Raw genomic sequence first — 23,289 nt, 5'->3', positions numbered from 1 at the left:
TGCGGGAAGGGGTGGGACGCCCTAGATCGCATTTCATGAACATTACCAAGCCTTATGCTTCGACGCTCGACCTGATCGGGCACACCCCGCTCGTGCTGCTCAAGGGGCCAAGCCAGGTGGCCGGCTGCGAAATCTGGGGCAAGTGCGAATTCGCCAATCCGGGCTCTTCGGTCAAAGACCGTGCGGCGCTCTATATCATCCGCGACGCCGAGGCGCGCGGCGAGATCGAGCCGGGCGGCACGGTGGTTGAAGGCACGGCGGGCAATACCGGCATCGGCATTGCGCTGGTCGCCAATGCGCGCGGTTACAAGACCGTGATCGTGATGCCGGACAACCAGTCGAAGGAAAAGATGGACACGCTGCGTGCGCTTGGCGCGGAGCTTGTGCTGGTGCCGCCGACCAAGTTCGCCGATCCCAGCCATTTCGTGCACACTTCGCGCCGCTTGGCCGAGGAAACGCCCGGCGCGGTGTGGGCCAACCAGTTTGACAATATCGCCAACCGCAAGGCGCATATCGAAGGCACCGCGCCCGAGCTCTGGGAGCAGCTCGAAGGCCGGATTGATGGCTTCACCTGCGCGGCTGGCACAGGCGGCACGATCGCGGGCGTCGGCATGGGGCTGAAGGCGTTCGACGAAAATGTCCGTATCGCGCTGACCGATCCACATGGCGCCGCGCTCTACAATTACTACGCCACTGGCGAGCTCAAGGCGGAAGGTTCTTCGGTTGCCGAAGGGATCGGGCAGGGCCGGATCACCGCCAATCTTGAAGGCGCGCCGATCGATGACCAGTACCGCATCTCTGACGAGGAGGGGTTGCACTGGGTTGGCAGGTTGCTGCGCGAGGAAGGGCTGTGTCTCGGCCTCTCCTCGGGCATCAATGTCGCGGGCGCGGTCGAGCTGGGCAGGAAGCTGGTGGCAGAGGGGCGCAAGGATGCGCGGGTCGCCACCATCCTGTGCGACACGGGCTTCCGCTATCTTTCCACGCTCTACAATGCTGAATGGCTGCGCTCGAAGAATCTGCCGGTGTTCGAATGGCTGTAATCGGGCGGTCCCGGCCATGCGGCGATTGAACCGGCGATTGACTGGGCGCCGCATTCCCCTAGCGTGATATTCATGGCTACGCGTGACCTTATCAAATTGCCCAAACTGCGCGGCGACGAACCGGAAACGGACGCGAGCGATGGTGATGCGGCTGACGCCTTGACGGCGGCGAACCGGAAACAGACGGTCCAGCGCCTGCAGGTTGGGCTGTCGGGCTTGGCCGCCATGGTCCTGTTGGTGGGGCTGGCCAATATCATCCAGGATCGTGCGCGCGTGACTGAAGAGCGCTCCGTACCCGAAGCGGCGCCCACGGTGCAGCCGTCCGGGCCGACGCCGCTCAGCGATCCGCTTGCCGATGCGGGGGTGGTGCCTGATCTTCCGGCGGAACCAACCCCTACCCAGAAGCCCGCAATCGTGCCCGAGCAAGGCAATGGCCCGGCCGGCACATCGTCTTAGCTTCGCACTGGCAGGTCTTCTGCTAGTGCTGGCAGCGGCTGGTGCGATGTGGGCGTGGCAGCAATCGACGCGGCCCACCGACAGGCCGACCGTGGGGCTGATGACCAGTCTGCCGATTTATTGGCCCGAAGGCGCGGACATGGTCACCATGATCGATGGCAGCGGCGAATTGCCGTGGGTGCGGCGCACGCTCGAGCAGAACTACAAGATTATGCCGCTCGATGCGCTGGCAGCTGATGGTGGACATGGCGGGGAGCCGCCACTGGCGGGGCTTCGGCGGCTGCTGATCGTCCAGCCACGCGGGCTCAGCCCGCAAGACAATGCCGCGCTTGATGCATGGGTGCGCGGCGGCGGGCATTTGCTGTTCGCGCTCGATCCGATGCTGACCGGCCAATATGCGGTGCCGCTGGGTGATCCGCGCCATCCGGTGACAGTGGGGCTGATCCCGCCCGTGATCGCTCGCTGGGGGCTGGCGATGCAATATCGCGAATTGCAGCCGCTGACGGTGCAGATGGTGGACTATGGTTCGGGCGCCCTGCCGGTAGCGCTGGCGGGAGAACTGATTGCGCGGGACCCGCCGTACGGTGCAACACCAGATGATCTGGCAGCGCGCGGTGACTGCCGCGTTCTGGGCAATGGCATTGCCGCCCAGTGCCGGTTGGGTGCGGGCCGGGTAACGATCGTGGCCGACGCCGCGCTGTTTGAATTGGCCAGGCCAATCGGCGATGCGGAGCAGCAAATGAACGATCTGGTCGCTTTCGGGCTGGAGTAGGCTTGCTGTCGGCAGACAGAGGGGCTGTGCGTTCCTCTGTCGCTTTAGGTAACTGTTCTGTCCCGATGGGGAAATTGCGGGAAAGCATGGCTGCAAACGACTCGAAGCGACCGAATCTGGCTGGAAAACAGGGAATTGCGTGCCGGACCTGGGGCAAATGGCGAAATACCCTGGTAAGACGATGAAGAATCTTTGTATTGTAAATCAATTCTTTACCATCTTTTCCCGTGAAATCCCGTAAAAATCCCTTCCATCCCCGCATCACCCGCGATATGTCCAAGGACCATCAGACATGATGTTTCGTTGTGCGCTCCCCCTCAGGTGAGCGTGCCGCCCACGGTTACGCGCTGGCGGCGGCGGGGAAGCTGTGTCTGTCGGGGCGAAGGGGCTTGGGGAACAGGGCGGAGAGGAACAGTGTCTTTCGGAGGTTATAGTGGACAGGCCTATTCGCCCGCTGGCGACAAGGGCCGCTTTGTCCTTCCTCCATCCTTCCGCAAGGCGGTAAAGGAAAGCTCGGGCGGGCGCGTGCTCTGCCTTGACAAGCATGACCGCTGGAACTGCCTCGTCGGCTTCGGCCTTTCGCGCAATGACGAACTGGAAACCCAGCTTGACCGCGAGGAAGAACGCGCGCTGCGCCTCGGCCGGGATTTTGACCGCGATCTGCGCGCCAACCAGCTGTTCGGCTTCGCCCAGGTTCCCTTCGATGACAGTGGCCGCTTCATCATGCCCGAGCACTTGCGCAATCTCGGCCGGGTCGATGACGGGCTTTATTTCCAGGGTGCTGGCCGCTTCTTCACCATCTGGAACCCTGCCGAACTTGCGCAGATGGACGGGCAATGGGAAGCTGCGCAAGCCGCCTGCGCCAATCTAGTTGCCGAGGCTGAGGCCAAGGGCAAGGGGGCGCGGAAATGAGATCCGCCGCCCCAGAAAACGACGCCCCGCATATCCCCGTTCTCCTTGATGAAGTCATCGCCGCGCTCGATCCGCAGCCCGGCGATGTGATCGTCGATGCTACTTTCGGTGCGGGTGGCTACACCCGCGCGCTGCTTGATCGCGGCGCAACCGTCCATGCCTTTGACCGCGATCCGGATGCGATCGCGCAGGGCCGCGGATGGGCCGAGGCGCGAATTACCCCTCCGCGTCTCGTGCTCCATCCGCGGCGCTTTTCCGAAATGGCAGTCGCGCTGGCGGAGGCCGGAATCGCGCAAGTTGACGGGGTGGCGATGGATATCGGCGTCTCCTCGATGCAGCTCGACCAGGCAGAGCGCGGCTTTGCCTTTTCGTCTGATGGCCCGCTCGACATGCGGATGAGCCAGGAAGGCGAAAGCGCGGCCGATTTCCTCAACACCGCTGAAGCCGAAACCATCGCCAACGTGCTTTATGAATATGGTGAAGAGCGCCAGTCACGCCGGGTCGCCCGTGCAATTGTGGCGGCGCGCCCGCTTGAAACGACCGGCGATCTTGCCCGCGTGGTGCGCAAGGCGCTGGGTTACAAGCCAAGCGACAAGAAGGATCCTGCCACCCGCAGTTTCCAGGCGGTCCGCATCCATGTGAACGGCGAGCTGGACGAATTGCGCGAAGGGCTCCACGCTGCAGAATGCATACTGCGCGCAGGCGGCAGGCTGGCGGTAGTAAGCTTTCACAGCCTGGAAGATCGCATCGTCAAGCACTTCCTGCGCGATGCCGCCGGCGGCAGGGGCGGATCACGCTACCTGCCCGAAGCGAATGCGGAACCCGCAATCTTTACCCATATCTCCAAGGCGATCCGTCCCTCGGACGCCGAGATCGCGCGCAATCCGCGCGCCCGCTCCTCCACGCTGCGCCACGCCGTTCGCAGCGCGATTCCAGCGCGAAAGGAAGCCGCATGAACATGACCGGATCCCGCTTGCGCCAGATTGGCTGGCTTATCGTGCTCGCCGCGTGTTGTGGCGCGTTCCTCGCGCTCAGTTTTCAGGTCCACGCGGTCAAAAGTGAAGTCTCGCTCGCCGAGCGCGAACTGATCGCGCTTGAGCGGGAAACCATGATGCTCGAAACTGAGTTCGAAGCCCGCGCCAACCAGCGGCAGCTGGCCGAATGGAACGCGGTCGATTTCGGCTATCTCGCCCCGCGCGCCGATCAATTCCTTGAAGGCGAACTGCAACTTGCATCGCTTGGCGCTGCGCGTGGGCCAGATGCTCCGAGCCCGATCCGCTTTGCGAGTGCCGAAGCCGCGGCCGATGGCGCAACAGCACGCGAACCGCGCCCGATGGTGTCCCCGGTTTCAGGGCGCCCGGTAACCTTGGCAGCCGCAGACATGCCCGATGCCACAGACAGCCTTGCGGAAGCGGTGGGCGAATTGCTGGCCGATGCCTCACCGGTGCGCAGCGCCAATGCGCGCACCTTGCTGAGCGCCGAGGCTATTGAATGAACACACTTTCGGCCAGCGCGGCCATATCCAGCGGCAGGGTCCAGCTCGTTACGTTCCGGCGCCAATCACTGGCGCAGGCGCACTGGCGCGTGCTGTGGATCGCACTGGTTTTTGCGCTGGTAGCGTTTGCAGCGCTGGTCCGCATCGCTTACCTGGGCCTGGCCGATCACGGCCCGGTGCGCACCTCGCTGGAAGAAGCGCTGCTGCCGCCGCGCGGTGAAATCACCGATCGCAATGGGGTGCCCTTGGCGCGTGCGTTCCCCGCTTATGCGCTGTGGTATAATCCAAGCGCCATGGGTGAGGGCGGATCGCCGCTGGTCAAGTCGCCGCAGGAAGTAGCCCGGCAGCTGAATGCGATCTTCCCCGAGATTGATGAAATCGACATTGCCGAGCGGCTGGCTTCGGGCAAGGCAGGCTATTTGCGCCGCCGCGTGCTGCCCGAAGATGCCAATCGCGTGCAGGCGATCGGCGAACTGGCGCTGGAAATGCCGCGCGAAAATGACCGGCACTATCCGCAAGGCATGTTGGCGGCGCATGTGCTGGGTTATGTGAATTCGGATGGCCAGGGCAAGATCGGCATGGAGCAGGTGCTCGATCAGCAATTGCGCGATCCGGCGTTGCGCGGCAATTCAGCGCCGCTTTCGATCGATATTCGCGTGCAGGGCGCGCTTGAGGATGAACTGCGGCGCGGGATGCTGGCGGTCAACGCGATGGGGGCTGCCGGAATCGTGCTTGATGTCGATAGCGGAGAGGTGCTGGCGCTGGCATCGCTGCCCGAATTCGATCCCAATGCTGTCCAGAGCAATGACCTGGTGCTGCCCAAGGAAGCCACGGAACGCGGCGAAACCCCGCGCGCTTTCAATCGGGTGACCAATCAGGTCTATGAACTCGGCTCCACTTTCAAACCATTGACTATCGCAGCTGCGATCGATGCCGGGGTGGTGCGCGACCTCGCCAAGCCGTGGAACGCTGAGCCGTTCAAGGTCGGGCGATTTACCATCAAGGATCTCAAGCCCAAGGGCGCGACGCTGAACGTGCCCCAAGCGCTGATCCATTCCTCCAATACCGTTACTGCACGGGTGGCCGATGAACTTGGCCCCGAACGCCTGCGCCGCACCATGATCGACCTGGGTATGAACGAGCGGCCCTATATCGAGCTGCCGGCGCGCGGTTTCCCGCTGTGGCCGGGCAAGGATTGGGCGCGGCTTACCAATATGACGGTAAGTTACGGCCATGGCATCGCGGTGACCCCGCTGCATCTGGCCAGCGCATATGCAGCAATGGTCAATGGCGGGATCTGGCGTCCAGCGACCCTGCACAAGCTTGAAGCGCATGAGATTCCGCGCGGCCGGCGGGTGTTCAAGGCTTCCACCTCCTCGCGCATGCGCCAGCTGCTGCGCATGATCTCGCTCTATGGGACTGGCAGGAATGCCGATGCGCCAGGGTTTCGCGTTGGTGGCAAGACCGGTTCGGCCGAAAAGCCTGGCGCTGGCGGATACAGGCGCTCCTCGCTTGTTTCGACCTTTGCCGCAGTCTTTCCGATGGATCATCCGCGCTATGTGGTGATTGCGATGCTTGATGAGCCGCACGGCACTGTTGCCAGCTCCTATCAGCGCACCGCCGCGTGGAATGCAGCCCCGATCGTGGGAAGGCTGGTGCCGCGGATCGGCCCGCTGCTGGGCGTGCGGCCTGACAATACCCGTGACGTCGACCTGACCGATCTTCAATCGCTCGTACCGGAGAAAGAGTGATGCGGCTGGGGGCGCTGGCAGAAAAGGCGGGGATTGCAATCGCAGGCGCGGGTGACGCCGAGGTGACGGGCTTTGCGATCGACCACCGCAAGGTTGCGCCGGGCACGGTGTTTGGCGCCTTCAAGGGTGCGCGCTTCAACGGTGAGGATTTCATCCCGGCGGCGATAAAGGCTGGCGCAATTGCGGTGGTCGCGCGCGCCGAAGCAAAAGTGGAAGGCGCGGTGCATCTTGCAGACGCCGAGCCGCGCCGCGCCTTTGCCCGGTTGGCGGCGGCTTTCTTCACCCCGGTTCCGCATACCATCGTCGCGGTCACCGGCACCAATGGCAAAACCTCGACAGTAGAGATGGCCCGCCAGCTGTGGCTGATGGGCGGCGAGCGGGCAGCAAGCATTGGCACATTGGGCGTGACGACCCCGGACGGTAGCGTTTCAACCGGCCTGACAACGCCCGATATAGTTACCTTCCTGAGCAATATGAGCGGCCTCGCACGCGAAGGCGTGACGCATGTCGCCTATGAAGCGTCAAGCCACGGGCTCGACCAGTATCGCAACGAAGGCGTGCCGGTTGTCGCTGGTGCTTTCACCAATTTCAGCCGCGATCATCTGGATTATCACGGCTCGATGGAAGCCTATTTTGCCGCCAAGATGCGGCTGTTTGACGACGTGATGCAGCCCGGCGCAGCGGCGGTGATCTGGCATGGCGAGGACGATAGCGAGTGGACCCGCCAGGCCATTGGGCACGCGAAATCGCATAAGCTGCGCGTGCTGACGGTGGGCGAGCGGGGCGAATTCATCCGCCTGCTTGCCCGCAAGCCAACCCAGTTGGGACAGACGCTGGAGATTGAACACGATGGCCAGCCGCGCTCGATCAATCTGCCGCTGATCGGGGCATATCAGGCTGCCAATGCGCTGACCGCCTGCGGGCTGGCGATTGCGACTGGCAGCGCGCCAGGCCAGGTACTTGACGCGGCAAATCGCCTCCAGCCCGTGCGCGGGCGGTTGGAGCGCGCAGCCATCTCTGCGCAAGGAGCGCCGGTCTATGTCGACTATGCGCACACGCCGGATGCGCTGGTCGCGGCGATCGATGCCTTGCGCCCGCATGTCGAGGGCAGGCTGATCACTGTGTTCGGCGCAGGCGGCGACCGGGATCAGGGCAAGCGTGTGGAAATGGGCGAGGCGGCGAGCAAGGGCAGCGAAGTGGTGATCGTGACCGATGACAATCCGCGCGGTGAAGACCCCGCAGCCATCCGCGCTGCGGTGCTGGCGGGCGCGCCGGATGCAATCGAGATCGGCGACCGGCGCGAAGCCATCGCCGAGGCCATTCGCAGGGCCGGCGCAAAGGATATCGTGCTTGTTGCAGGCAAGGGGCACGAACAGGGACAAATAATCGGGTCGGGAGAGAATATGTGGGTATTGCCGTTCGATGACGTGCAGGTAGCGCGCGAGGTGTCGCAATGAATGCACTGGGGGCCCTGCGCAGATGGCCTGTGGACCGGCGCGACGCATTGCCACTTGCGCTGTGGAATTCAGCCGAGATCGCGGCGGCAACCGGCGGCGCTGCAAGCCATGATTTCCAGGTTTCCGGCGTCGAGATGGATTCGCGCGATGTGCGCCGCGGCGATCTGTTCATTGCGCTCAAGGGTGAGGCGATGGACGGGCACAATTTCCTGCCGCAAGCCTTTGCCAATGGCGCGGTGGCGGCGATCGTCGATCACCCGGTGGAATTTCCGCATGTGCTGGTCGAAGATACCACGGCGGCGCTGCATGCGCTGGCCCATGCCGCACGCGAACGCGCCGGGGCGGTGCGGATCGCGGTAACGGGTTCGGTGGGCAAGACCGGGGTCAAGGAAAGCATCTTCCTCGCGCTCGACCGCGCCAGCCGCGGGGCGGCGCATCGCAGTGTGCGCAGCTACAACAACCACGTCGGCGTGCCCTTGAGCCTGGCGCGCATGTCCGCGCGCAGCCGCTTTGGTGTGTTCGAAATGGGGATGAACCATGCGGGCGAGATTGCCCCGCTTGCCGCTCATGTGCGCCCACATGTCGCGCTGATCACCACAATTGCCCCTGCGCATATTGAAAATCTCGGCAGCATGGAGGCGATCGCCGACGAGAAAGCCTCGATTTTCTCAGGGCTTGTGCCCGGTGGTACGGCAGTGATCCCGGCGGACAGCCCACACTGCGCGCAAATGGTCGCTATCGCGCGGCAATATGGCGCGAAAGTGGTGACTTTCGGTGCCGCGGCAGATGCAGACGTGCGGCTGCTTGATGCGATCCCCAGCGCCAATGGCGGCTCGCTGGTGACGGCGGACCTGGGCGATACGCGGCTGTGCTATTCGGTGGCGGAGCCGGGCGAGCACTGGATCGCCAACTCATTGGGCGTGATGGCTGCGGTCAAGGCCGCAGGGGGCGATCTGGGTGCAGCGGGGCTGGCGCTGGCGGAAATGGGCGGGCTGAAAGGGCGCGGCGCGCGCCACCAGCTGGCCGTGCCGGGCGGCAAGGCGCTGCTGATCGATGAAAGCTACAATGCCAATCCTGCTTCGATGCGGGCAACGCTGCGGCAATTGGGCCAAACGCCTGCCACCCGCCGCATTGCAGTGCTGGGCAGCATGAAGGAGCTGGGGGATTTCGGACCGAAGTTCCACGCCCAGCTGATCGAGCCGCTGACCGAGGCAAAGATCGACTATGCGGTGCTGGTGGGTGAGGAGATGCGCGTGTTGGCGCGTGAATTGGGGAAAGCGGGCGTGCAATCGCTTGGCATTCCCGGTGGCTTCGCGCATTGCGATACACCAGCCGAGGCGATTGCGGCGCTCAAGGAGTTCGGGCTCACCCATGGTGACGCGATCCTTGTCAAAGGTTCCAATTCGGTCGGCCTCGGTGCGCTGGTGTCACATTTTACAGGTCTATCCGGGTCGAAGGGCCCGGGCGGAACCTAGGATAATCGCATGCTATACCTGATCGCCGAATGGCTGGGTTTCGAAGGCGTTCTCAACCTCGTACGCTACCAGACCTTTCGTGCCGGTGCGACGCTGATTACCGCGCTGTTCTTTGGCCTGCTGATCGGCCCGCGTTTCATCAACCTGCTGCGCGTGCGGCAGGGCAAGGGGCAGCCGATCCGTGAGGACGGCCCGCAATCGCACCTTGCCAAGCGCGGTACGCCCACCATGGGCGGCCTGATGATCATGGTTTCGCTCACTTTTGCGCTGCTGCTTTGGATGGACCTGAGCAATCCGCTGGTTTGGGCCTGTTTCGCTGTGACGATCGGTTTCGGCCTGATCGGTTTCCTCGACGATTATGACAAGGTTTCCAAGGCCAGCCATCGGGGTGTGTCGGGCCGCGTGCGGCTGTTGCTGGAATTCATCGTGGCGGGCGTCGCCTCCTACATCATCGTCAGCCAGGTCAGCACCAATCTCTATGTCCCCTTTCTCAGCGGCGTTTCGATCCCGCTCGGGCCATTCTATTTCCTCTTCGCCGCCACTCTGATCGTGGGCTTCGGCAATGCGGTAAATCTGACCGACGGGCTTGACGGTCTGGCGATTATGCCTGTGATAATTGCGGCGGGCACCTTCGCGCTGATCGCCTATCTGGTCGGGCGCGTCGACTATTCCGCCTATCTCGGTATCCCCTATGTCGAGGGCGCAGGCGAACTGGCGATCTTCTGCGCCGCCATCATGGGGGCGGGTCTCGCTTTTCTGTGGTTCAACGCGCCGCCGGCCGCAGTGTTCATGGGCGACACGGGATCGCTGGCACTGGGGGGCGCGCTGGGTACGATCGCGGTGGCGAGCCACCACGAGATCGTGCTGCTGATCGTGGGTGGATTGTTCGTGGCTGAAACCGCCAGCGTGATCATCCAGGTGTTCTGGTTCAAGCGCACGGGCAAGCGGGTGTTCCGCATGGCGCCGATACACCACCATTTCGAACAGTTGGGCTGGAGCGAAAGCAAGGTGGTGATCCGTTTCTGGATCATTGCAATCGTGCTGGCGATGGCGGGCCTTGCCACACTGAAGGTGAGGTGACCGGGCGGTGATAACAGCGCAGGCCTTTTCCGGAAAAAGTTACGCGGTGCTCGGCCTCGCGCGCTCCGGCGCGGCGACCGTCGAGGCCTTGCTGGCCAGCGGAGCACGGGTGCTGGCGTGGGACCGGCAGGACAATGCGCGCACGCCGTTTGAGGGGCGCTGCGAGCTGGCCGATCCGCTGGAAAAGGATCTGACCGGGTTCGATGGTGTAGTCGTTTCGCCCGGCGTGCCGCTCAACACCCATCCGATTGTGCCGCATGCGGCAAGGTTCGCCGTGCCGGTGATCGGCGATATAGAACTGTTCGCTCAGGCCCGCGCCGAGCTGCCGCCGCACAAGGTTGTGGGGATTACCGGCACCAATGGTAAATCGACCACCACCGCGCTGGTGCACCATATCCTGAAGGCCGCTGGCGTACCGGCCGCGATGGGCGGCAATATCGGCCTACCGATCCTGGCGCAGGATCCGCTGCCGGAAGGCGGCGTGTATGTGCTGGAGTTGTCCAGTTACCAGATCGACCTGACCTTCTCGCTCGAGTGCGATGCAGCATCGCTCAGCAATATCACACCCGATCATCTTGACCGTTACGACGGATTCTCCGCCTATGCCGCGGCGAAAGCGCGCCTGTTTGAAATGCAGCAATCGCAGCAGTTCGCGGTGTTCGGCTGCGGTGACGCGCCGACCTGTGCGATCCGTGAACGCGAGGCCGCGCGGCGAGGCCAGGCGCGGGCAGTATGTGCCGATCTAAAGGCCTTGGCCGCTGAGCAGATCGGCTGGCCGGCGCTTGCCGGGCCTCACAATCTCGAAAACGCAGCGGTTGCGGTGGCGCTGGTCGAGGAACTGGGCCTGAAGCGCGAGCAGTGGCAGCGCGGAATGGCGAGCTTTCACGGTCTGCCGCACCGCATGGAGCTTGTGACCAAGCACGAAGGCGTGCTGTTCATCAATGATAGCAAGGCAACCAATCCAGACAGTGCAGCCCCCGCGCTGGCCGCCTGGCCGCCTGACCCCAAGATCAACGGCGGCGCGCCGCGCATCCACTGGATCGTCGGCGGGCTGCCCAAGGAAGACGGGCTGGGGCCATGCGCCGATCATCTAGGCAACATCGCGGCGGCCTATACCATTGGCGAGGCAGGCCCGCGCTTTGCCGAGCTGCTCGAGCCGCATATCCACGTCGAGCGGGCCGAAATGCTCAATGATGCTGTCGGGCGGGCGATGGCGCGCGCACGGTCAGGCGAAGTGATCCTGCTGTCCCCGGCCTGTGCCAGTTTCGACCAGTTCCGCGATTATGAAGCGCGCGGGGCGCATTTTCGCCAGGTGGTGGCTGCCCTGACCGGCGCGAGCGACGAGATCCAGTCTGCGCTTGAATCAGGGGAATCGGCATGAGCAGCGCCAAACCCTATATCCCGCACCATCGCGGCAAAGGCGCGTCTGGCGCGGCGAACCTGCGGATTGACTGGCGTGCCGAACTGCGCATCTGGTGGCGCGAGATCGACAAGGTCGTGCTTGGCCTTGTGCTGCTGCTGATGCTGATTGGCACTGGTGCAGTCGCGGCCGCCTCGCCCGCCAGCTCAGATCGGCTTTCGACAGTCGATGTGCAGCTGAGCGAGTTCTATTTCTTCAAGCAGCACCTGGTGTGGCAGGCGTTGGGGCTGAGCGTGATGCTGGGCACTTCGCTGTTGTCGCGTGAGCGCGCGCGGCAGGCCGGCATCCTTCTGGCATCCGCGATGCTGGTGTTGCTGGCACTGGTCCCGATGATCGGTTTCGAAGTCAATGGCGCGCGGCGCTGGATCAATTTCGGCTTTTCACTGCAGCCCTCAGAGTTTCTCAAGCCCGGATTTGCCGTTCTGCTGGCGTGGATACTCAGCCTCAGATTGCGCGATCCAGGCCTGCCGGTGCTTGCCTTTGCCTCAGCGATCATGGCGCTGATAGCCATTTTGCTGATGCTTCAGCCCAATCTGGGCGACACCATGCTGTTCGCCGGTATATGGTTCGTGCTGGTATTGCTTTCAGGCGTCAGCGTGCAGCGGCTGAGCGTGCTGGTAGGGGCAGGTATCGTGGGCGTCACCGCAGCCTATTTCCTGTACGACAATGCGCGCCATCGGATCGATTCCTTCATCGGCGGCGGCACTGCCTTCGATCAGGTCGACCTGGCGCAACGCACGCTTCTGGCTGGCGGCTGGACCGGGACGGGGCTATGGTTGGGGGTACGCAAGATGAACCTGCCTGAAGCACATACCGACTATATCTTCTCCGTCATCGGCGAGGAATTCGGCCTGCTCATCTGCGCCTTTGTGGTGGTGCTTTACATAGCGCTGCTGTGGCGCGTGTTGATACGGCTGGTGGATGATGACAATCTTTTCACCGTGCTCGGCGGTGCGGGACTGGTCGCGGCGATCGGCGGCCAGGCGTTCATCAATATACTGGTCAATCTGCAGATGTTCCCTTCCAAGGGCATGACCTTGCCGCTGGTAAGCTATGGCGGTTCGTCGACTATCGCAATGTGCCTGACCATCGGCCTGCTGCTGGCGATCACCCGCCGCAACCCCTTCCTGAGGCGGCAATCACCGGGCCTGAAGGCATTGTTCGAACGCAAGGAGGAGCCGACATGAGCGGCGACATCCGAACCGGCGCCAGCCGCCATTATGTGCTCGCCGCAGGCGGCACCGGCGGCCATCTGATTCCTGCCTTTGCACTGGCGCAGGAGCTTGATCGGCGCGGGCACCATGTCGCGCTGATCACCGACGAGCGCGGGGCGGCAATCCCTGGCAAACCCGATTTCCTCACCGCGCATGTTATCCCCGCCGGGCGTTTCGGCAAGAACCCGCTGCGCTGGCTTGGCGGGATCAAGGCAGTGCTTGAAGGCCGCGCCATGGCGCACCGCCTGTTTGACAGTTTTGCACCCAGCGCGGTGGTGGGCTTTGGCGGCTATCCTGCTTTGCCCGCCATGCTGGCCGCTGGGGGATCGGGTATTCCGACGGTGATCCATGAACAGAACGCGGTGCTGGGCCGCGTCAACCGCCTGCTCGCCGGGCGGGTCGATGCGATCGCCACCGCCTATCTCGAGGTCGAGCGGCTCAAGCACAAGCACACGGACAAGGTGCATGTCGTAGGCAATCCGGTGCGACCCGAAGTGCTGGCACTGCGTGACGAGGACTATCCGCCTTTCACCGAAGACGGGCTGCTCAAGGTGCTGGTTACAGGCGGAAGCCAGGGTGCGCGGGTGCTGTCCGAAGTGGTGCCCGATGGCCTGGCAATGCTGCCGCCCGCCTTGCGTCAGCGTTTGCAGGTGACGCAGCAATGCCGGGCGGAAGATCTGGAGCGGGTGCGCGAGCGCTATCGCACGCATGATATTCCGGCAGAGCTGGGCACCTATTTCGAGGATATGGAGGTGCGCCTTGCCGAATGCCACCTGTTCATCGGGCGCGCGGGCGCATCGACCATTGCCGAGCTGACCGCGGTGGGACGCCCGGCGATCCTGATCCCGCTACCGATCGCGACTGACGATCACCAGGCCGCCAATACCCGCGAAATGGTGAAGGCGGGCGGGGCGCGTATGATCCGCCAGCCAGCCGTAACGGTTAAGGAAGTCACCGGCTGGGATCACAAGGACAACCGTGAGCGTGTGGCGCAATCCGACGCCTTGCAGAAGCTTTCGAAGGATATCTCGCTACAGATCCAGGCGATGGCGATGGCGCCGCAAACGCTCTCCAATGCCGCCCATGCGGCCTGGAATTGCGGGCGACCGCACGCCGCGCGCGACCTTGCAGATCTGGTCGAGAGTTTCGGACGGATCGATCTGATGGATGTGATCCGCGTTGGTTCCAGTGGGCACAGTCGGGCGGGCGAAGGTGCGCGCACGGCGGGTACGGCCAACCGGGACCGCGCAGAATGAAGGGTGTCGGCACCGATATCGGGGTGATCCACTTTGTCGGCATCGGCGGGATCGGGATGTCGGGCATCGCTGAAGTGATGCACAATCTCGGCTATCAGGTGCAGGGATCGGACTTGTCGGACAGCCCCAGTGTCGAGCGGCTCCGCGCCCGCGGGATCGCGATCAGCATAGGCCATGCGCGCGAGAATGTGGACGGGGTGGCGGTGGTCGTCACTTCGACTGCGGTCAAGCGCAGCAATCCCGAAGTCGCCGCCGCGCTTGAAGCGCGCATTCCCGTGGTGCGCCGCGCGGAGATGCTGGCCGAGCTGATGCGGCTCAAGTCCACCGTCGCAGTGGCAGGCACGCATGGCAAGACCACCACCACCAGCATGATCGCCGCACTGCTTGATCGTGGAGGCATCGATCCCACCGTCATCAATGGCGGGATCATCGAGCAATATGGCTCGAACGCCCGGCTGGGCGCGTCAGACTGGATGGTGGTTGAAGCGGACGAGAGCGATGGCAGCTTCCTGCGGCTCGACGGGACGATCGCAGTGGTCACCAATATCGATCCCGAACATCTCGATCACTACGGCGACTTCGAGGGCGTCAAGCGCGCCTTCGTCGAATTCATTCACAATGTGCCCTTCTATGGCGCGGCGGTGCTGTGCATCGATCATCCCGAGGTGCAGGCAGTGATCGGCCAGGTGCGCGACCGCAAGGTTGTGACCTATGGCTTCTCGCTCCAGGCCGATATTTGCGGCGTGAACATCCGGCCGGATGCGGGCGGGAACCTGTTTGACGTAATCGTGCGCCAGCGCGGTGAGGAAGACCGCCGGATCGAAGGCGTGCGCCTGCCGATGCCGGGGAGGCACAACGTGCAGAACGCGCTCGCCGCGATTGCCGTGGCGATCGAGATGGGCTGCGATGAAAGTGTGATCCGTGAAGGCTTTGAAGCATTCAGCGGGGTACGGCGGCGCTTTACTCGCGTGGGCGAATTTGCGCGCAAGGGCGGCACGGTGTCGATCATTGACGATTACGCGCACCACCCGGTCGAAATCCAGGCGGTGCTGGCTGCGGCGCGTGAAGCCGTGGGCGGTATCAATGGCGGGCGGGTAATCGCGGTGGCCCAGCCGCATCGCTTTACGCGGCTGCGTGACCTGATGGACGAGTTTCAGAGCTGCTTCAACGATGCCGATCAGGTGTTCGTGACCCCCGTCTATACGGCGGGCGAGGAACCGATCGAGGGCATTGATGCGGAAGCGCTGGTGGCGGGGCTGAAGTCACGCGGGCACCGCGCCGCCTCCACGGTCGCCGACCAGAGCGAGTTGGCGCGAGTGCTCGGGCAAGAGCTTGAGGCGGGCGATATTGTAGTGTGCCTGGGGGCAGGCGACATCACCAGATGGGCAGCGGGGCTGGCGCCGGCGATCGATGCAGCGGCGGGGAAATCCGCATGACTACTGCCACCTTGCCAGGCGTTCGCGGCAGGCTGACGCCGCAGGCGCCGCTTGCCAGGCTGGTCTGGTTCAAGACAGGAGGCAATGCCGACTGGCTGTTCGAACCTGCCGATCTTGACGATCTGCGGCAGTTCCTGGCGGGGCTGGACGGCAGCATGCCGGTGATGGCCCTGGGCCTGGGCTCGAACATGATCGTGCGCGACGGCGGGGTGCCCGGTGTGGTGGTGCGGCTGGGCAAGGCGTTTGCCGGCGTAAAGGTGCTAGGCGGCCACCGGCTCGAATGCGGCGGCGGGGCGAGCGGTATACTGGTCAGCTCGACCGCACGCGATGCGGGGATTGCGGGCCTCGAATTTCTGCGCGGGATACCGGGCACCGTAGGCGGCTTCGTCAAGATGAATGGCGGCGCCTATGGCCGCGAAGTGGCCGACATATTGATCGATTGCGAGGTGGTGATGCCTGATGGCAGGCTGGCCACGCTCTCGGCGTCTGATCTGACCTATACCTATCGCCATTCCAGCCTGCCCGATGGGGCGGTGGTGGTTTCGGCGCGCTTTCAGGGATTGCCGGGCGATCCGGCAGTCATCGGAGCGGAGATGGACCGCATCGCCGCCGCACGCGAGGAATCGCAGCCGCTGCGGACCAAGACGGGCGGCTCGACCTTCAAGAACCCCGCAGGGCACAAGGCCTGGCAACTGGTTGACGCAGCGGGTTGCCGCAGGCTCAGGCTGGGCGGCGCGCAGGTATCGGAAAAGCACACCAATTTCCTCATCAATACGGGCGACGCGACCAGCAGCGATATCGAGGCGCTGGGCGAGGAAGTGCGCCGCCGCGTGCGAGAGAATTGCGGGATTGAGCTGGAATGGGAAATCCAGCGGGTGGGGCGGCCATGACCCGTCTTCCCAAACTCCCGAAGCTACACATCGCGGTTCTGATGGGCGGCTGGGCCAATGAACGCGAAGTTTCGCTGATGAGCGGCAAGGGCGTGGCTGAGGCGCTCGAAAGTCGTGGCCACCGCGTCACCCGCATCGACATGGACCGACAAGTTGCCGCGCGCATCGCCGAAGCTGCGCCCGATGTGGTGTTCAACGCGCTCCACGGCGTGCCGGGCGAAGATGGCAGCGTGCAGGGCATGCTCGATCTGATGGGCATTCCCTATACCCATTCGGGCCTCGCGACATCGGTGATCGCAATCGACAAGCAGCTGACCAAGCAGGCGCTAGTGCCGCACGGCATCCCCATGCCGGGCGGGCGGATCGTCAAGAGCAAGGAGCTGTTCGAAAAAGACCCGTTGCCGCGGCCCTACGTGCTCAAGCCGGTCAACGAAGGATCGTCGGTTGGTGTCGCGATCGTTACCGCTGAGGGCAATTACGGCAATCCGATCGGGCGCGACACGCCTGGCCCGTGGCAGGATTTTGCCGAACTGCTGGCAGAACCCTTCATCCGCGGGCGCGAGCTCACATCCGCTGTGATCGATACGCCCGATGGCCCGCGCGCGCTGGGCGTGACCGAACTGGTGATCGACAGCGGCTTCTACGATTACGAGCACAAATATACCGAAGGCCGCACCCAGCACGTCTGCCCGGCGCAGATTCCGCCCGAAATCGCGGCGCTGTGCGAAGACTATGCGCTGCGCGCGCACCGCGTGCTGGGCTGTGCGGGCACCAGCCGCACCGATTTCCGCTGGGATGACGAGCAGGGTGAACAGGGGTTGTTCGTGCTCGAGACCAATACCCAGCCCGGTATGACCCCGCTCAGCCTGGTGCCCGAACAGGCGCGCCATGCCGGCATGGACTATGCCGATCTGGTCGAAGCGATCATTGCCGCGGCCTTGCGCAAGCATGCGCCCGAAAAGCTGGCCGGAGGCGGCGATGGCGACGATTAAGCGCTCTGCCAGAGGGGTGCGCCGGGTCGCCAGGGCGAACGACCGGGCAAGCAAGGCGCGCAAGGCGCGCAGCATCACCGGCCGCATAGTCGATTGGCTGATGGGGCTGCTCCCCTTCACCGAAGACCAGCTACAGCGCATTTTCCTCTACCTCATCATCGCGGCTGCCCTGGCGCTGGCCTGGCTGGTCGCGAGTATCGCGGGCGTTCCCGCGCTGGTGCAGGCGCAGATCTCGCAAATGGCGTCCAAGGCGGGCTTCGAAGTGCGCCATGTCCGCGTGAGCGGGATCGAACGGATGAACGATGATCGCGTCTATGAGCGCGTGCTGGGCGAGCGGGACCGGCCCATGCCGCAGGTTGATCTCCAGGCAATCCGCGAGGATCTGCTCCAGCTTGCCTGGGTCAAGGATGCGCGCGTCTCGCGCCAGCTGCCGGGCACGCTGGCAATCGATATTGTCGAGCGCGTGCCGCATGCAGTGCTGCAAAAGCCGGATCGTTTCATGCTGGTCGATGTTGAAGGAACCGAACTTGAACCGATCAGCCGCGCCGCGATTGGTGACAGGCTGTTGATTTCCGGGCCGGGTGCTGCGCGCCAGGTGGCAGCGCTCGAACGGCTGCTTGAGGCTGCGCCGGCGCTGCGTCCGCAGGTTCGAGGGGCGGAGTGGGTCGGCAATCGCCGCTGGAACCTGACCTTTCAGACCAAGCAGGTGCTGGCGCTGCCGCAGGGCGAGGACGGCGCTGCTGCCGCGCTGGTATCCTTTGCGCGGCTCGACGGGCAGAATCGCCTGCTGGGCGGGGAAGTGACGACTTTTGACATGCGTGCGCCGCCGCGCATCTACATGCGCATTCCGGGCCGCGCGGACGCGCTGTTGAACGCGCCCAAACAGGCAGAAGAGACAGAGACACCCTGATGGCCGCGACCCGCTTCACCCGCTATTTCGGTGCCGTCAACACCGGTTCGTTCCGCATCTCCGCGATGATTATGGGGCAGACCGAGAATGGCGAGCTGCAAGTGCTCGGATCGGGCCATCGCGCTTCGAACGGGATCAAGCGCGGTTATGTCACCGATATGGCGGCGGCAACCTATGCCATCCGCGATGCGGTGGAGCGGGCGGAAAAGAACGCCGGCACCAGCGTGCAAAGCGTGTGGGTGGGTTGCGCCGGGGCGGGCCTAGCGAGCAAGGTCGCCAGGGTCGAGATCGACATTGGCGGACGGCGCATCGAGGAAGAAGATATCGAGCACTTGCTGATATCGGCGCGCGAGACTGTCCAGCCCGATGGCCGCATGGTGCTGCATGCTCAGCCGGCGCATTACACACTCGACGGGGCGCATGGCGTGGCCAATCCCAAGGGCTTGCATGCCGAGCGGCTTGGGGTCGATGTGCACGTGATTTTGGCTGATGGCGCCCCGGTGAGAAACCTCACTGAGGCAGTGCAGAACGCGCATCTGGATGTCGAGGCGATTGTCGCGGCGCCGCTGGCGGCAGGTTATGCCTGCCTTAGCGAGGAAGAGCGCGAACTTGGCGTGGCGCTGATCGAGATCGGCGGTGAAGTAACCAATGTCGCGGTTTATGCGGCGGGTATGCTGCTGGGGCTCAAGGCGCTGCCATTCGGATCGGGCGACATTACCGATGCCGTCGCTTCTGCTTTCGGCATCCGCCGCTTTCAGGCGGAACGGCTCAAATGCGTTTCGGGTTCTGCCATTGCCAGCCCGACCGACCACCGCGAAATGATCCCCGTCAACGGGCCGGGCGATGATCAGGCGGGCCCTGTTGCGCGCGGGGCGGATGACAAGAACCGCATCGCGCGTGCTGAACTGGTATCGATCGTTACCCAGCATCTTTCCGGGCTGACCGATGAGATCGGGCGCGCACTCAAGGCAATGGGCTTTACCGGGGTGCGCGGCGGGCAGGTGGTGATGACGGGCGGAGGGGCCGAACTGGCCGGGCTGGCAGAGTTTGCCCAAGGCGCGCTGGGCATGCCGGTGCGGATCGGTCGCCCGCCAGCACTTACCGGACTGCCAGAGGCGCATGCGACGCCGGGGTTTGCTACACTGGCGGGGCTGTGCCTCTATGCGGCAGACGATCCGATCGACATACGTTCGGTGGGCGCGGCGAGTGCGCCGATCACCCGTTTGGGCGGCGCTTTCGGGATTCAACGGCTGTGGCGGGCGCTTAGAGAGAACTTTTGATGGAACAAGGACGCACGATGGCCGCTTTAACCACTGTGGATAAGGGTTATTACGCTATCAAAGGTGTAGCGGCTTTGTGCCAAATACAGGGTAATGGTTAATGGGCGCGCTTTGCGCTCGGAGGGCGAAGAGATGAGTATCAATATCGGACCGGCTTCAAGCGAGGACCTGCGCCCCCGGATTACCGTGGTGGGAATCGGCGGGGCCGGCGGCAATGCGATTGCCAATATGATTGAGGCCGAGATCGAAGGTGTGGACTTCATCTGTGCCAATACCGACGCACAGGCGCTCAGCATGTCGCGGGCGAACACCAAGATCCAGCTAGGTCCCGAAATCACCGGCGGCCTGGGCGCGGGCGCGCGGCCTGAAGTGGGCAAGGCAGCAGCGGAAGAAACCGTGGCCGAGATCGAGGATGCACTCGACGGGGTCAACATGGTGTTTATCGCCGCAGGCATGGGCGGCGGCACGGGCACCGGCGCTGCGCCGGTGATCGCCGAGGCGGCCCGCCGCAAGGGTGTGCTCACCGTGGGCGTAGTGACCAAGCCGTTCCTGTTCGAGGGCACCCGCCGCATGCGTGCGGCAGAAGCGGGCATCGACGAGCTGCAGAAGCATGTCGATACGCTGATCGTGATCCCGAACCAGAACCTGTTCCTGATCGCCAAGGCGGAAACCACCTTCAAGGAAGCATTTATGCTGGCCGACGAGGTGTTGCAGCAAGGCGTTCGTTCGATCACCGATCTGATGGTAATGCCTGGGCTGATCAATCTCGATTTTGCCGATGTTCGCTCTGTCATGAGCGAAATGGGCAAGGCGATGATGGGCACCGGCGAGGGCGAGGGTGAGAACCGCGCGCTTGAAGCCGCCGAACGCGCCATCGCCAATCCGCTGCTTGACGGGGTCAGCATGGCCGGGGCCAAGGGGGTGATTATCTCGATCATTGGCGGCGAGGACATGAAGCTGCTCGAAGTCGACGAGGCAGCCAACCACATCCGCGAACTGGTGGATGAAGACGCAAATATCATCTGGGGTTCGGCCTTCAATCCCGATCTGGAAGGAAAGATTCGCGTTTCGGTGGTAGCCACGGGCATTGACCAGCACGCCGTCCAGCGCGCGCCCGATGCGACGCCGATTTCGCTCGGTGGCGCTCGCCCGCCCAAACGGCCGGTACTTGAAATCGGCGATAACAATGCGTCGCCTGCGCCGTTTGCGGAGCCGATGGATGAGGAGCCGCTTGAGCTGGCCATGGAAGCAGAAGGCGAGACCGCGCCTGAGCGCGCGGACCAGCCGGAATATGATCTGGAGGAGGACTACGAGGAATCGGCGGCTGAGCCATTCGATCTCACCGGCATGCAATTTGGCGATGACATGGGCGATGACGAGGATGATGACGTGGATGGGATCGTCGATCCGCTCGCCGGATTGCGCAACGAGGAAAACGATCCCTATGGCGATATCGCCGGTGATGGCAGTGAAGCGGCCAACCACGGTGATGCTGCACCCCAATTCGATCAGGAGCCGTTCGATCTGACAGCCGAAGCTCCGGCCGCATCAGTCGATCCCGCCGATGCGAACGAAGCAGGCCATCAAGGCGGCCGCCGCGCTTCGATACTGGGAGGTCGCAGTGCGAGTGACTCCAGTTCTGGCGATGACTCCGTTTCCAGCGGCGGTGACGGCGATAGTGCAGCGGGCAGCGATGCAGGCAAATCTGCCGCAGGACGCGGTGCGGGGGCCGGTGGAGCAGCCGGCGGTGCCGCAGCAACCGGTAGCACGTTGTTCGAACGCATGGCCAATCTGTCACGCGGTGCGGGGCGCTCTGAAGAGGAAGATGACGAGGAAGACGAGGAAGACGATGGCGGTTCCTCTCTCAGCATCCCGCGCTTCCTTGGCAGGCAGAACAATCAATAACACGCGCGCTCAGCGCAGTTCGTCGCGCGTTTACCTGCAGTTCGGCTCAGCTGCACTAGCGGTAGATAGCGGCTTGCTGTCTTGAAGGCGGCATGAAGGTCAGCTTCCGAATCGCGGTAACTGCTGTGTGCTTTGCGCTTGCTTTGCCAGCTACGTTGAGCGCGCAGCAGCCAAACAGCCTGTCGACATCGCGCGAAGTGGTGCAGTCGCTGCCGACGCCAGAAGTCGAGAGGCTGCGTGATGCACTGCAACGCCTGGCCAGCAACCCGCAAGACCTTGGGGCGCTGGTTGAGGCAGGTGGCGCATCGCTTGGAGTGGGAGATCTCGACGCTGCGCTGGGCTTTTTTGGCCGTGCCTTGTCGCTCTCGCCCGAGCATGCCCAAGCCAAGCTGGGCATGGCATCAGTCTACCTCCGTTCGCAGCGGCCGGTGGAAGCACTGCAGATGTTCGCCGAAGCCGAGCAGGCCGGAGCCAACACCGACGCAATCCTGAGCGACTGGGGCCTGGCTCAGGACCTGGTTGGAAACAGTGCCCTGGCGCAGCAGAGCTATCGCACCGTGCTGGCGACGGAGCCCGATGACGAGACCCGGCGGCGGCTGGCGATCAGCCTTGCCATTACGGGTGAGCGTGCCGGGTTTGAGGCCGCCTTGCGGCCGCTGCTCGATCGGCGCGATCTGGCGGCGTTTCGCGCTCGCGCCTTTGGGCTGGCGATATTGGGAGATAGCGATGATGCGGCGGCACTCGCCGGTCAGCTGATGCCGACCGATCTTGCCAGCCGGATGGCGCCCTATCTTGCCTTTATGCCTCGTCTCACGCCATCGCAGCAGGCTGCAGCTGCCAATCTGGGAATTTTTCCGCGAGCCGCGGAAATCGGGCGGGACGATCAGCGGATCGCACGCAAGGCGGGTTCGGGTGCCGGTGCTGCCGCCGCCAAGGCCGACAATAGACTTGCACCGCGCGGTACGCCGCTCGGCCAGCCTAGCACCCGCGCCGCCCCGGCTTCTTCTCCGCCGCGCAATGAGAGCCGGCTGGCGCAGGTTAGCCGCGCCCAGGTCGTTGAACCGCAGGCCAGTGTTGCGGAGGCATTTAACGGACTTGCCGGTCCATCGGCTGCGCCCGCTCAGGCGCGTGATGGGGCGGTCGATGTTACCGCAATCGAAATTCCGCGCGAATCGCGCGTGCAGGCGGAACCCGCGCCACCTGCAAATCCCAGCCGACATTGGGTCCAGATGGCTACCGGGCGGGACCGTGATGCGCTCAAGTTTGATTGGCGCAGGATGGTGCGCAAGGCGCCCGATCTGCTGGATGACAGCGGCGCCTATGTCACTCGCTGGGGCCAGGCCAACCGCTTGCTGACCGGCCCCTTCGAAAGCCGTGACGATGCGCGCGAAATGGTGCAGTCACTGCGTGCGCAGGGGTTTGACAGCTTCGCCTATACCAGCCCGGATGGTGAAGAAGTCATTGAATTAAAATAATTAAAATCAAACTCACAGGTTTCTTTGCACAGGCTTTGAACAAGCCAGTTGGGTTCTCCCCAGCCCGGTGTTG

20 protein-coding genes are annotated in these 23,289 nt (G+C 63.8%); all 20 read left to right on the top strand.

Features of this window, described 5'->3' with window-relative positions:
- Nucleotides 1–35 precede the first annotated feature (35 nt).
- Nucleotides 36–1,040 carry a cysteine synthase A gene (locus ACX3VQ_RS03370; protein ID WP_462571536.1) on the top strand — a complete coding sequence of 335 codons (1,005 nt, stop codon included), beginning with the start codon at nt 36–38 and terminating at the stop codon, nt 1,038–1,040.
- Nucleotides 1,041–1,112: 72 nt separating this feature from the next.
- Nucleotides 1,113–1,496: a hypothetical protein gene (locus ACX3VQ_RS03365; RefSeq protein ID WP_462571537.1), complete on the top strand. Its 384-nt coding sequence runs from the start codon at nt 1,113–1,115 to the stop codon at nt 1,494–1,496.
- On the top strand, nt 1,471–2,268 hold the full coding sequence (locus ACX3VQ_RS03360) for a Gldg family protein (RefSeq protein WP_462579539.1): 798 nt from the start codon (nt 1,471–1,473) through the stop codon (nt 2,266–2,268). Before ACX3VQ_RS03365 ends, ACX3VQ_RS03360 begins: the two co-directional genes overlap by 26 nt.
- 414 nt (nt 2,269–2,682) lie before the next feature.
- The gene (locus ACX3VQ_RS03355; RefSeq protein ID WP_462571539.1) at nt 2,683–3,180 is read left to right on the top strand and encodes a division/cell wall cluster transcriptional repressor MraZ; all 498 of its coding nucleotides are present in this window, start codon (nt 2,683–2,685) and stop codon (nt 3,178–3,180) included.
- Nucleotides 3,177–4,136 (top strand): 16S rRNA (cytosine(1402)-N(4))-methyltransferase RsmH, encoded by a 960-nt coding sequence (gene rsmH, locus ACX3VQ_RS03350; protein ID WP_462579538.1) that lies wholly within the window; start codon nt 3,177–3,179, stop codon nt 4,134–4,136. The genes ACX3VQ_RS03355 and rsmH overlap by 4 nt, the downstream gene beginning before the upstream one ends.
- A 2-nt stretch (nt 4,137–4,138) precedes the next feature.
- Nucleotides 4,139–4,675 carry a hypothetical protein gene (locus ACX3VQ_RS03345; RefSeq protein WP_462571542.1) on the top strand — a complete coding sequence of 179 codons (537 nt, stop codon included), beginning with the start codon at nt 4,139–4,141 and terminating at the stop codon, nt 4,673–4,675.
- The gene (locus ACX3VQ_RS03340) at nt 4,672–6,426 is read left to right on the top strand and encodes a peptidoglycan D,D-transpeptidase FtsI family protein (RefSeq protein WP_462579537.1); all 1,755 of its coding nucleotides are present in this window, start codon (nt 4,672–4,674) and stop codon (nt 6,424–6,426) included. The genes ACX3VQ_RS03345 and ACX3VQ_RS03340 overlap by 4 nt, the downstream gene beginning before the upstream one ends.
- Nucleotides 6,426–7,883: a UDP-N-acetylmuramoyl-L-alanyl-D-glutamate--2,6-diaminopimelate ligase gene (locus ACX3VQ_RS03335; RefSeq protein WP_462580675.1), complete on the top strand. Its 1,458-nt coding sequence runs from the start codon at nt 6,426–6,428 to the stop codon at nt 7,881–7,883. Before ACX3VQ_RS03340 ends, ACX3VQ_RS03335 begins: the two co-directional genes overlap by 1 nt.
- Entirely contained in the window at nt 7,880–9,358 is a 1,479-nt protein-coding gene (locus tag ACX3VQ_RS03330) for a UDP-N-acetylmuramoyl-tripeptide--D-alanyl-D-alanine ligase (protein ID WP_462579536.1), read from the top strand. Before ACX3VQ_RS03335 ends, ACX3VQ_RS03330 begins: the two co-directional genes overlap by 4 nt.
- Nucleotides 9,359–9,367: 9 nt before the next feature.
- Nucleotides 9,368–10,438, top strand: a complete 1,071-nt coding sequence (mraY, locus tag ACX3VQ_RS03325) for a phospho-N-acetylmuramoyl-pentapeptide-transferase (protein ID WP_462579535.1) — start codon at nt 9,368–9,370, stop codon at nt 10,436–10,438.
- Between the two features lie 7 nt (nt 10,439–10,445).
- A complete protein-coding gene (murD, locus tag ACX3VQ_RS03320) occupies nt 10,446–11,819 on the top strand; it encodes a UDP-N-acetylmuramoyl-L-alanine--D-glutamate ligase (protein WP_462579534.1) in 1,374 nt (457 codons plus the stop codon).
- Nucleotides 11,816–13,045, top strand: a complete 1,230-nt coding sequence (locus tag ACX3VQ_RS03315) for an FtsW/RodA/SpoVE family cell cycle protein (RefSeq protein ID WP_462571549.1) — start codon at nt 11,816–11,818, stop codon at nt 13,043–13,045. The genes murD and ACX3VQ_RS03315 overlap by 4 nt, the downstream gene beginning before the upstream one ends.
- Nucleotides 13,042–14,328, top strand: a complete 1,287-nt coding sequence (gene murG, locus ACX3VQ_RS03310; protein ID WP_462579533.1) for an undecaprenyldiphospho-muramoylpentapeptide beta-N-acetylglucosaminyltransferase — start codon at nt 13,042–13,044, stop codon at nt 14,326–14,328. Before ACX3VQ_RS03315 ends, murG begins: the two co-directional genes overlap by 4 nt.
- Complete coding sequence (gene murC, locus ACX3VQ_RS03305) at nt 14,325–15,764, top strand: UDP-N-acetylmuramate--L-alanine ligase (protein WP_462579531.1); 1,440 nt, start codon at nt 14,325–14,327, stop codon at nt 15,762–15,764. The genes murG and murC overlap by 4 nt, the downstream gene beginning before the upstream one ends.
- Entirely contained in the window at nt 15,761–16,654 is an 894-nt protein-coding gene (murB, locus tag ACX3VQ_RS03300) for a UDP-N-acetylmuramate dehydrogenase (protein WP_462579530.1), read from the top strand. The genes murC and murB overlap by 4 nt, the downstream gene beginning before the upstream one ends.
- Nucleotides 16,651–17,646 (top strand): D-alanine--D-alanine ligase, encoded by a 996-nt coding sequence (locus ACX3VQ_RS03295; RefSeq protein ID WP_462579529.1) that lies wholly within the window; start codon nt 16,651–16,653, stop codon nt 17,644–17,646. The genes murB and ACX3VQ_RS03295 overlap by 4 nt, the downstream gene beginning before the upstream one ends.
- Nucleotides 17,633–18,556: a cell division protein FtsQ/DivIB gene (locus ACX3VQ_RS03290; RefSeq protein WP_462579528.1), complete on the top strand. Its 924-nt coding sequence runs from the start codon at nt 17,633–17,635 to the stop codon at nt 18,554–18,556. The genes ACX3VQ_RS03295 and ACX3VQ_RS03290 overlap by 14 nt, the downstream gene beginning before the upstream one ends.
- On the top strand, nt 18,556–19,836 hold the full coding sequence (gene ftsA, locus ACX3VQ_RS03285; protein WP_462579526.1) for a cell division protein FtsA: 1,281 nt from the start codon (nt 18,556–18,558) through the stop codon (nt 19,834–19,836). Before ACX3VQ_RS03290 ends, ftsA begins: the two co-directional genes overlap by 1 nt.
- Before the next feature lie 132 nt (nt 19,837–19,968).
- On the top strand, nt 19,969–21,741 hold the full coding sequence (ftsZ, locus tag ACX3VQ_RS03280; protein WP_462579524.1) for a cell division protein FtsZ: 1,773 nt from the start codon (nt 19,969–19,971) through the stop codon (nt 21,739–21,741).
- Nucleotides 21,742–21,833: 92 nt separating this feature from the next.
- Entirely contained in the window at nt 21,834–23,216 is a 1,383-nt protein-coding gene (locus ACX3VQ_RS03275) for an SPOR domain-containing protein (RefSeq protein ID WP_462579522.1), read from the top strand.
- Nucleotides 23,217–23,289 lie beyond the last annotated feature (73 nt).

The sequence above is a fragment of the Altererythrobacter chaiwopuensis genome (genome assembly GCF_054957735.1).
Note: the sequence above shows the minus strand (reverse complement) of the source record. Positions and strands in the feature narration are given on the sequence as shown.

Bases quoted from the DNA above. Each gene is read 5' to 3' on its own strand.
- mraY (WP_462579535.1), top strand. From the start codon at position 9,368: ATGCTATACCTGATCGCCGAATGGCTGGGTTTCGAAGGCGTTCTCAAC.
- ACX3VQ_RS03295 (WP_462579529.1), top strand. From the start codon at position 16,651: ATGACCCGTCTTCCCAAACTCCCGAAGCTACACATCGCGGTTCTGATG.
- ftsZ (WP_462579524.1), top strand. From the start codon at position 19,969: ATGAGTATCAATATCGGACCGGCTTCAAGCGAGGACCTGCGCCCCCGG.
- ACX3VQ_RS03335 (WP_462580675.1), top strand. From the start codon at position 6,426: ATGCGGCTGGGGGCGCTGGCAGAAAAGGCGGGGATTGCAATCGCAGGC.
- murG (WP_462579533.1), top strand. From the start codon at position 13,042: ATGAGCGGCGACATCCGAACCGGCGCCAGCCGCCATTATGTGCTCGCC.
- ACX3VQ_RS03340 (WP_462579537.1), top strand. From the start codon at position 4,672: ATGAACACACTTTCGGCCAGCGCGGCCATATCCAGCGGCAGGGTCCAG.
- murC (WP_462579531.1), top strand. From the start codon at position 14,325: ATGAAGGGTGTCGGCACCGATATCGGGGTGATCCACTTTGTCGGCATC.
- ACX3VQ_RS03315 (WP_462571549.1), top strand. From the start codon at position 11,816: ATGAGCAGCGCCAAACCCTATATCCCGCACCATCGCGGCAAAGGCGCG.
- ACX3VQ_RS03275 (WP_462579522.1), top strand. From the start codon at position 21,834: ATGAAGGTCAGCTTCCGAATCGCGGTAACTGCTGTGTGCTTTGCGCTT.
- ACX3VQ_RS03365 (WP_462571537.1), top strand. From the start codon at position 1,113: ATGGCTACGCGTGACCTTATCAAATTGCCCAAACTGCGCGGCGACGAA.
- ACX3VQ_RS03290 (WP_462579528.1), top strand. From the start codon at position 17,633: ATGGCGACGATTAAGCGCTCTGCCAGAGGGGTGCGCCGGGTCGCCAGG.
- rsmH (WP_462579538.1), top strand. From the start codon at position 3,177: ATGAGATCCGCCGCCCCAGAAAACGACGCCCCGCATATCCCCGTTCTC.
- ftsA (WP_462579526.1), top strand. From the start codon at position 18,556: ATGGCCGCGACCCGCTTCACCCGCTATTTCGGTGCCGTCAACACCGGT.
- murB (WP_462579530.1), top strand. From the start codon at position 15,761: ATGACTACTGCCACCTTGCCAGGCGTTCGCGGCAGGCTGACGCCGCAG.
- ACX3VQ_RS03345 (WP_462571542.1), top strand. From the start codon at position 4,139: ATGACCGGATCCCGCTTGCGCCAGATTGGCTGGCTTATCGTGCTCGCC.
- ACX3VQ_RS03360 (WP_462579539.1), top strand. From the start codon at position 1,471: ATGGCCCGGCCGGCACATCGTCTTAGCTTCGCACTGGCAGGTCTTCTG.
- ACX3VQ_RS03370 (WP_462571536.1), top strand. From the start codon at position 36: ATGAACATTACCAAGCCTTATGCTTCGACGCTCGACCTGATCGGGCAC.
- ACX3VQ_RS03330 (WP_462579536.1), top strand. From the start codon at position 7,880: ATGAATGCACTGGGGGCCCTGCGCAGATGGCCTGTGGACCGGCGCGAC.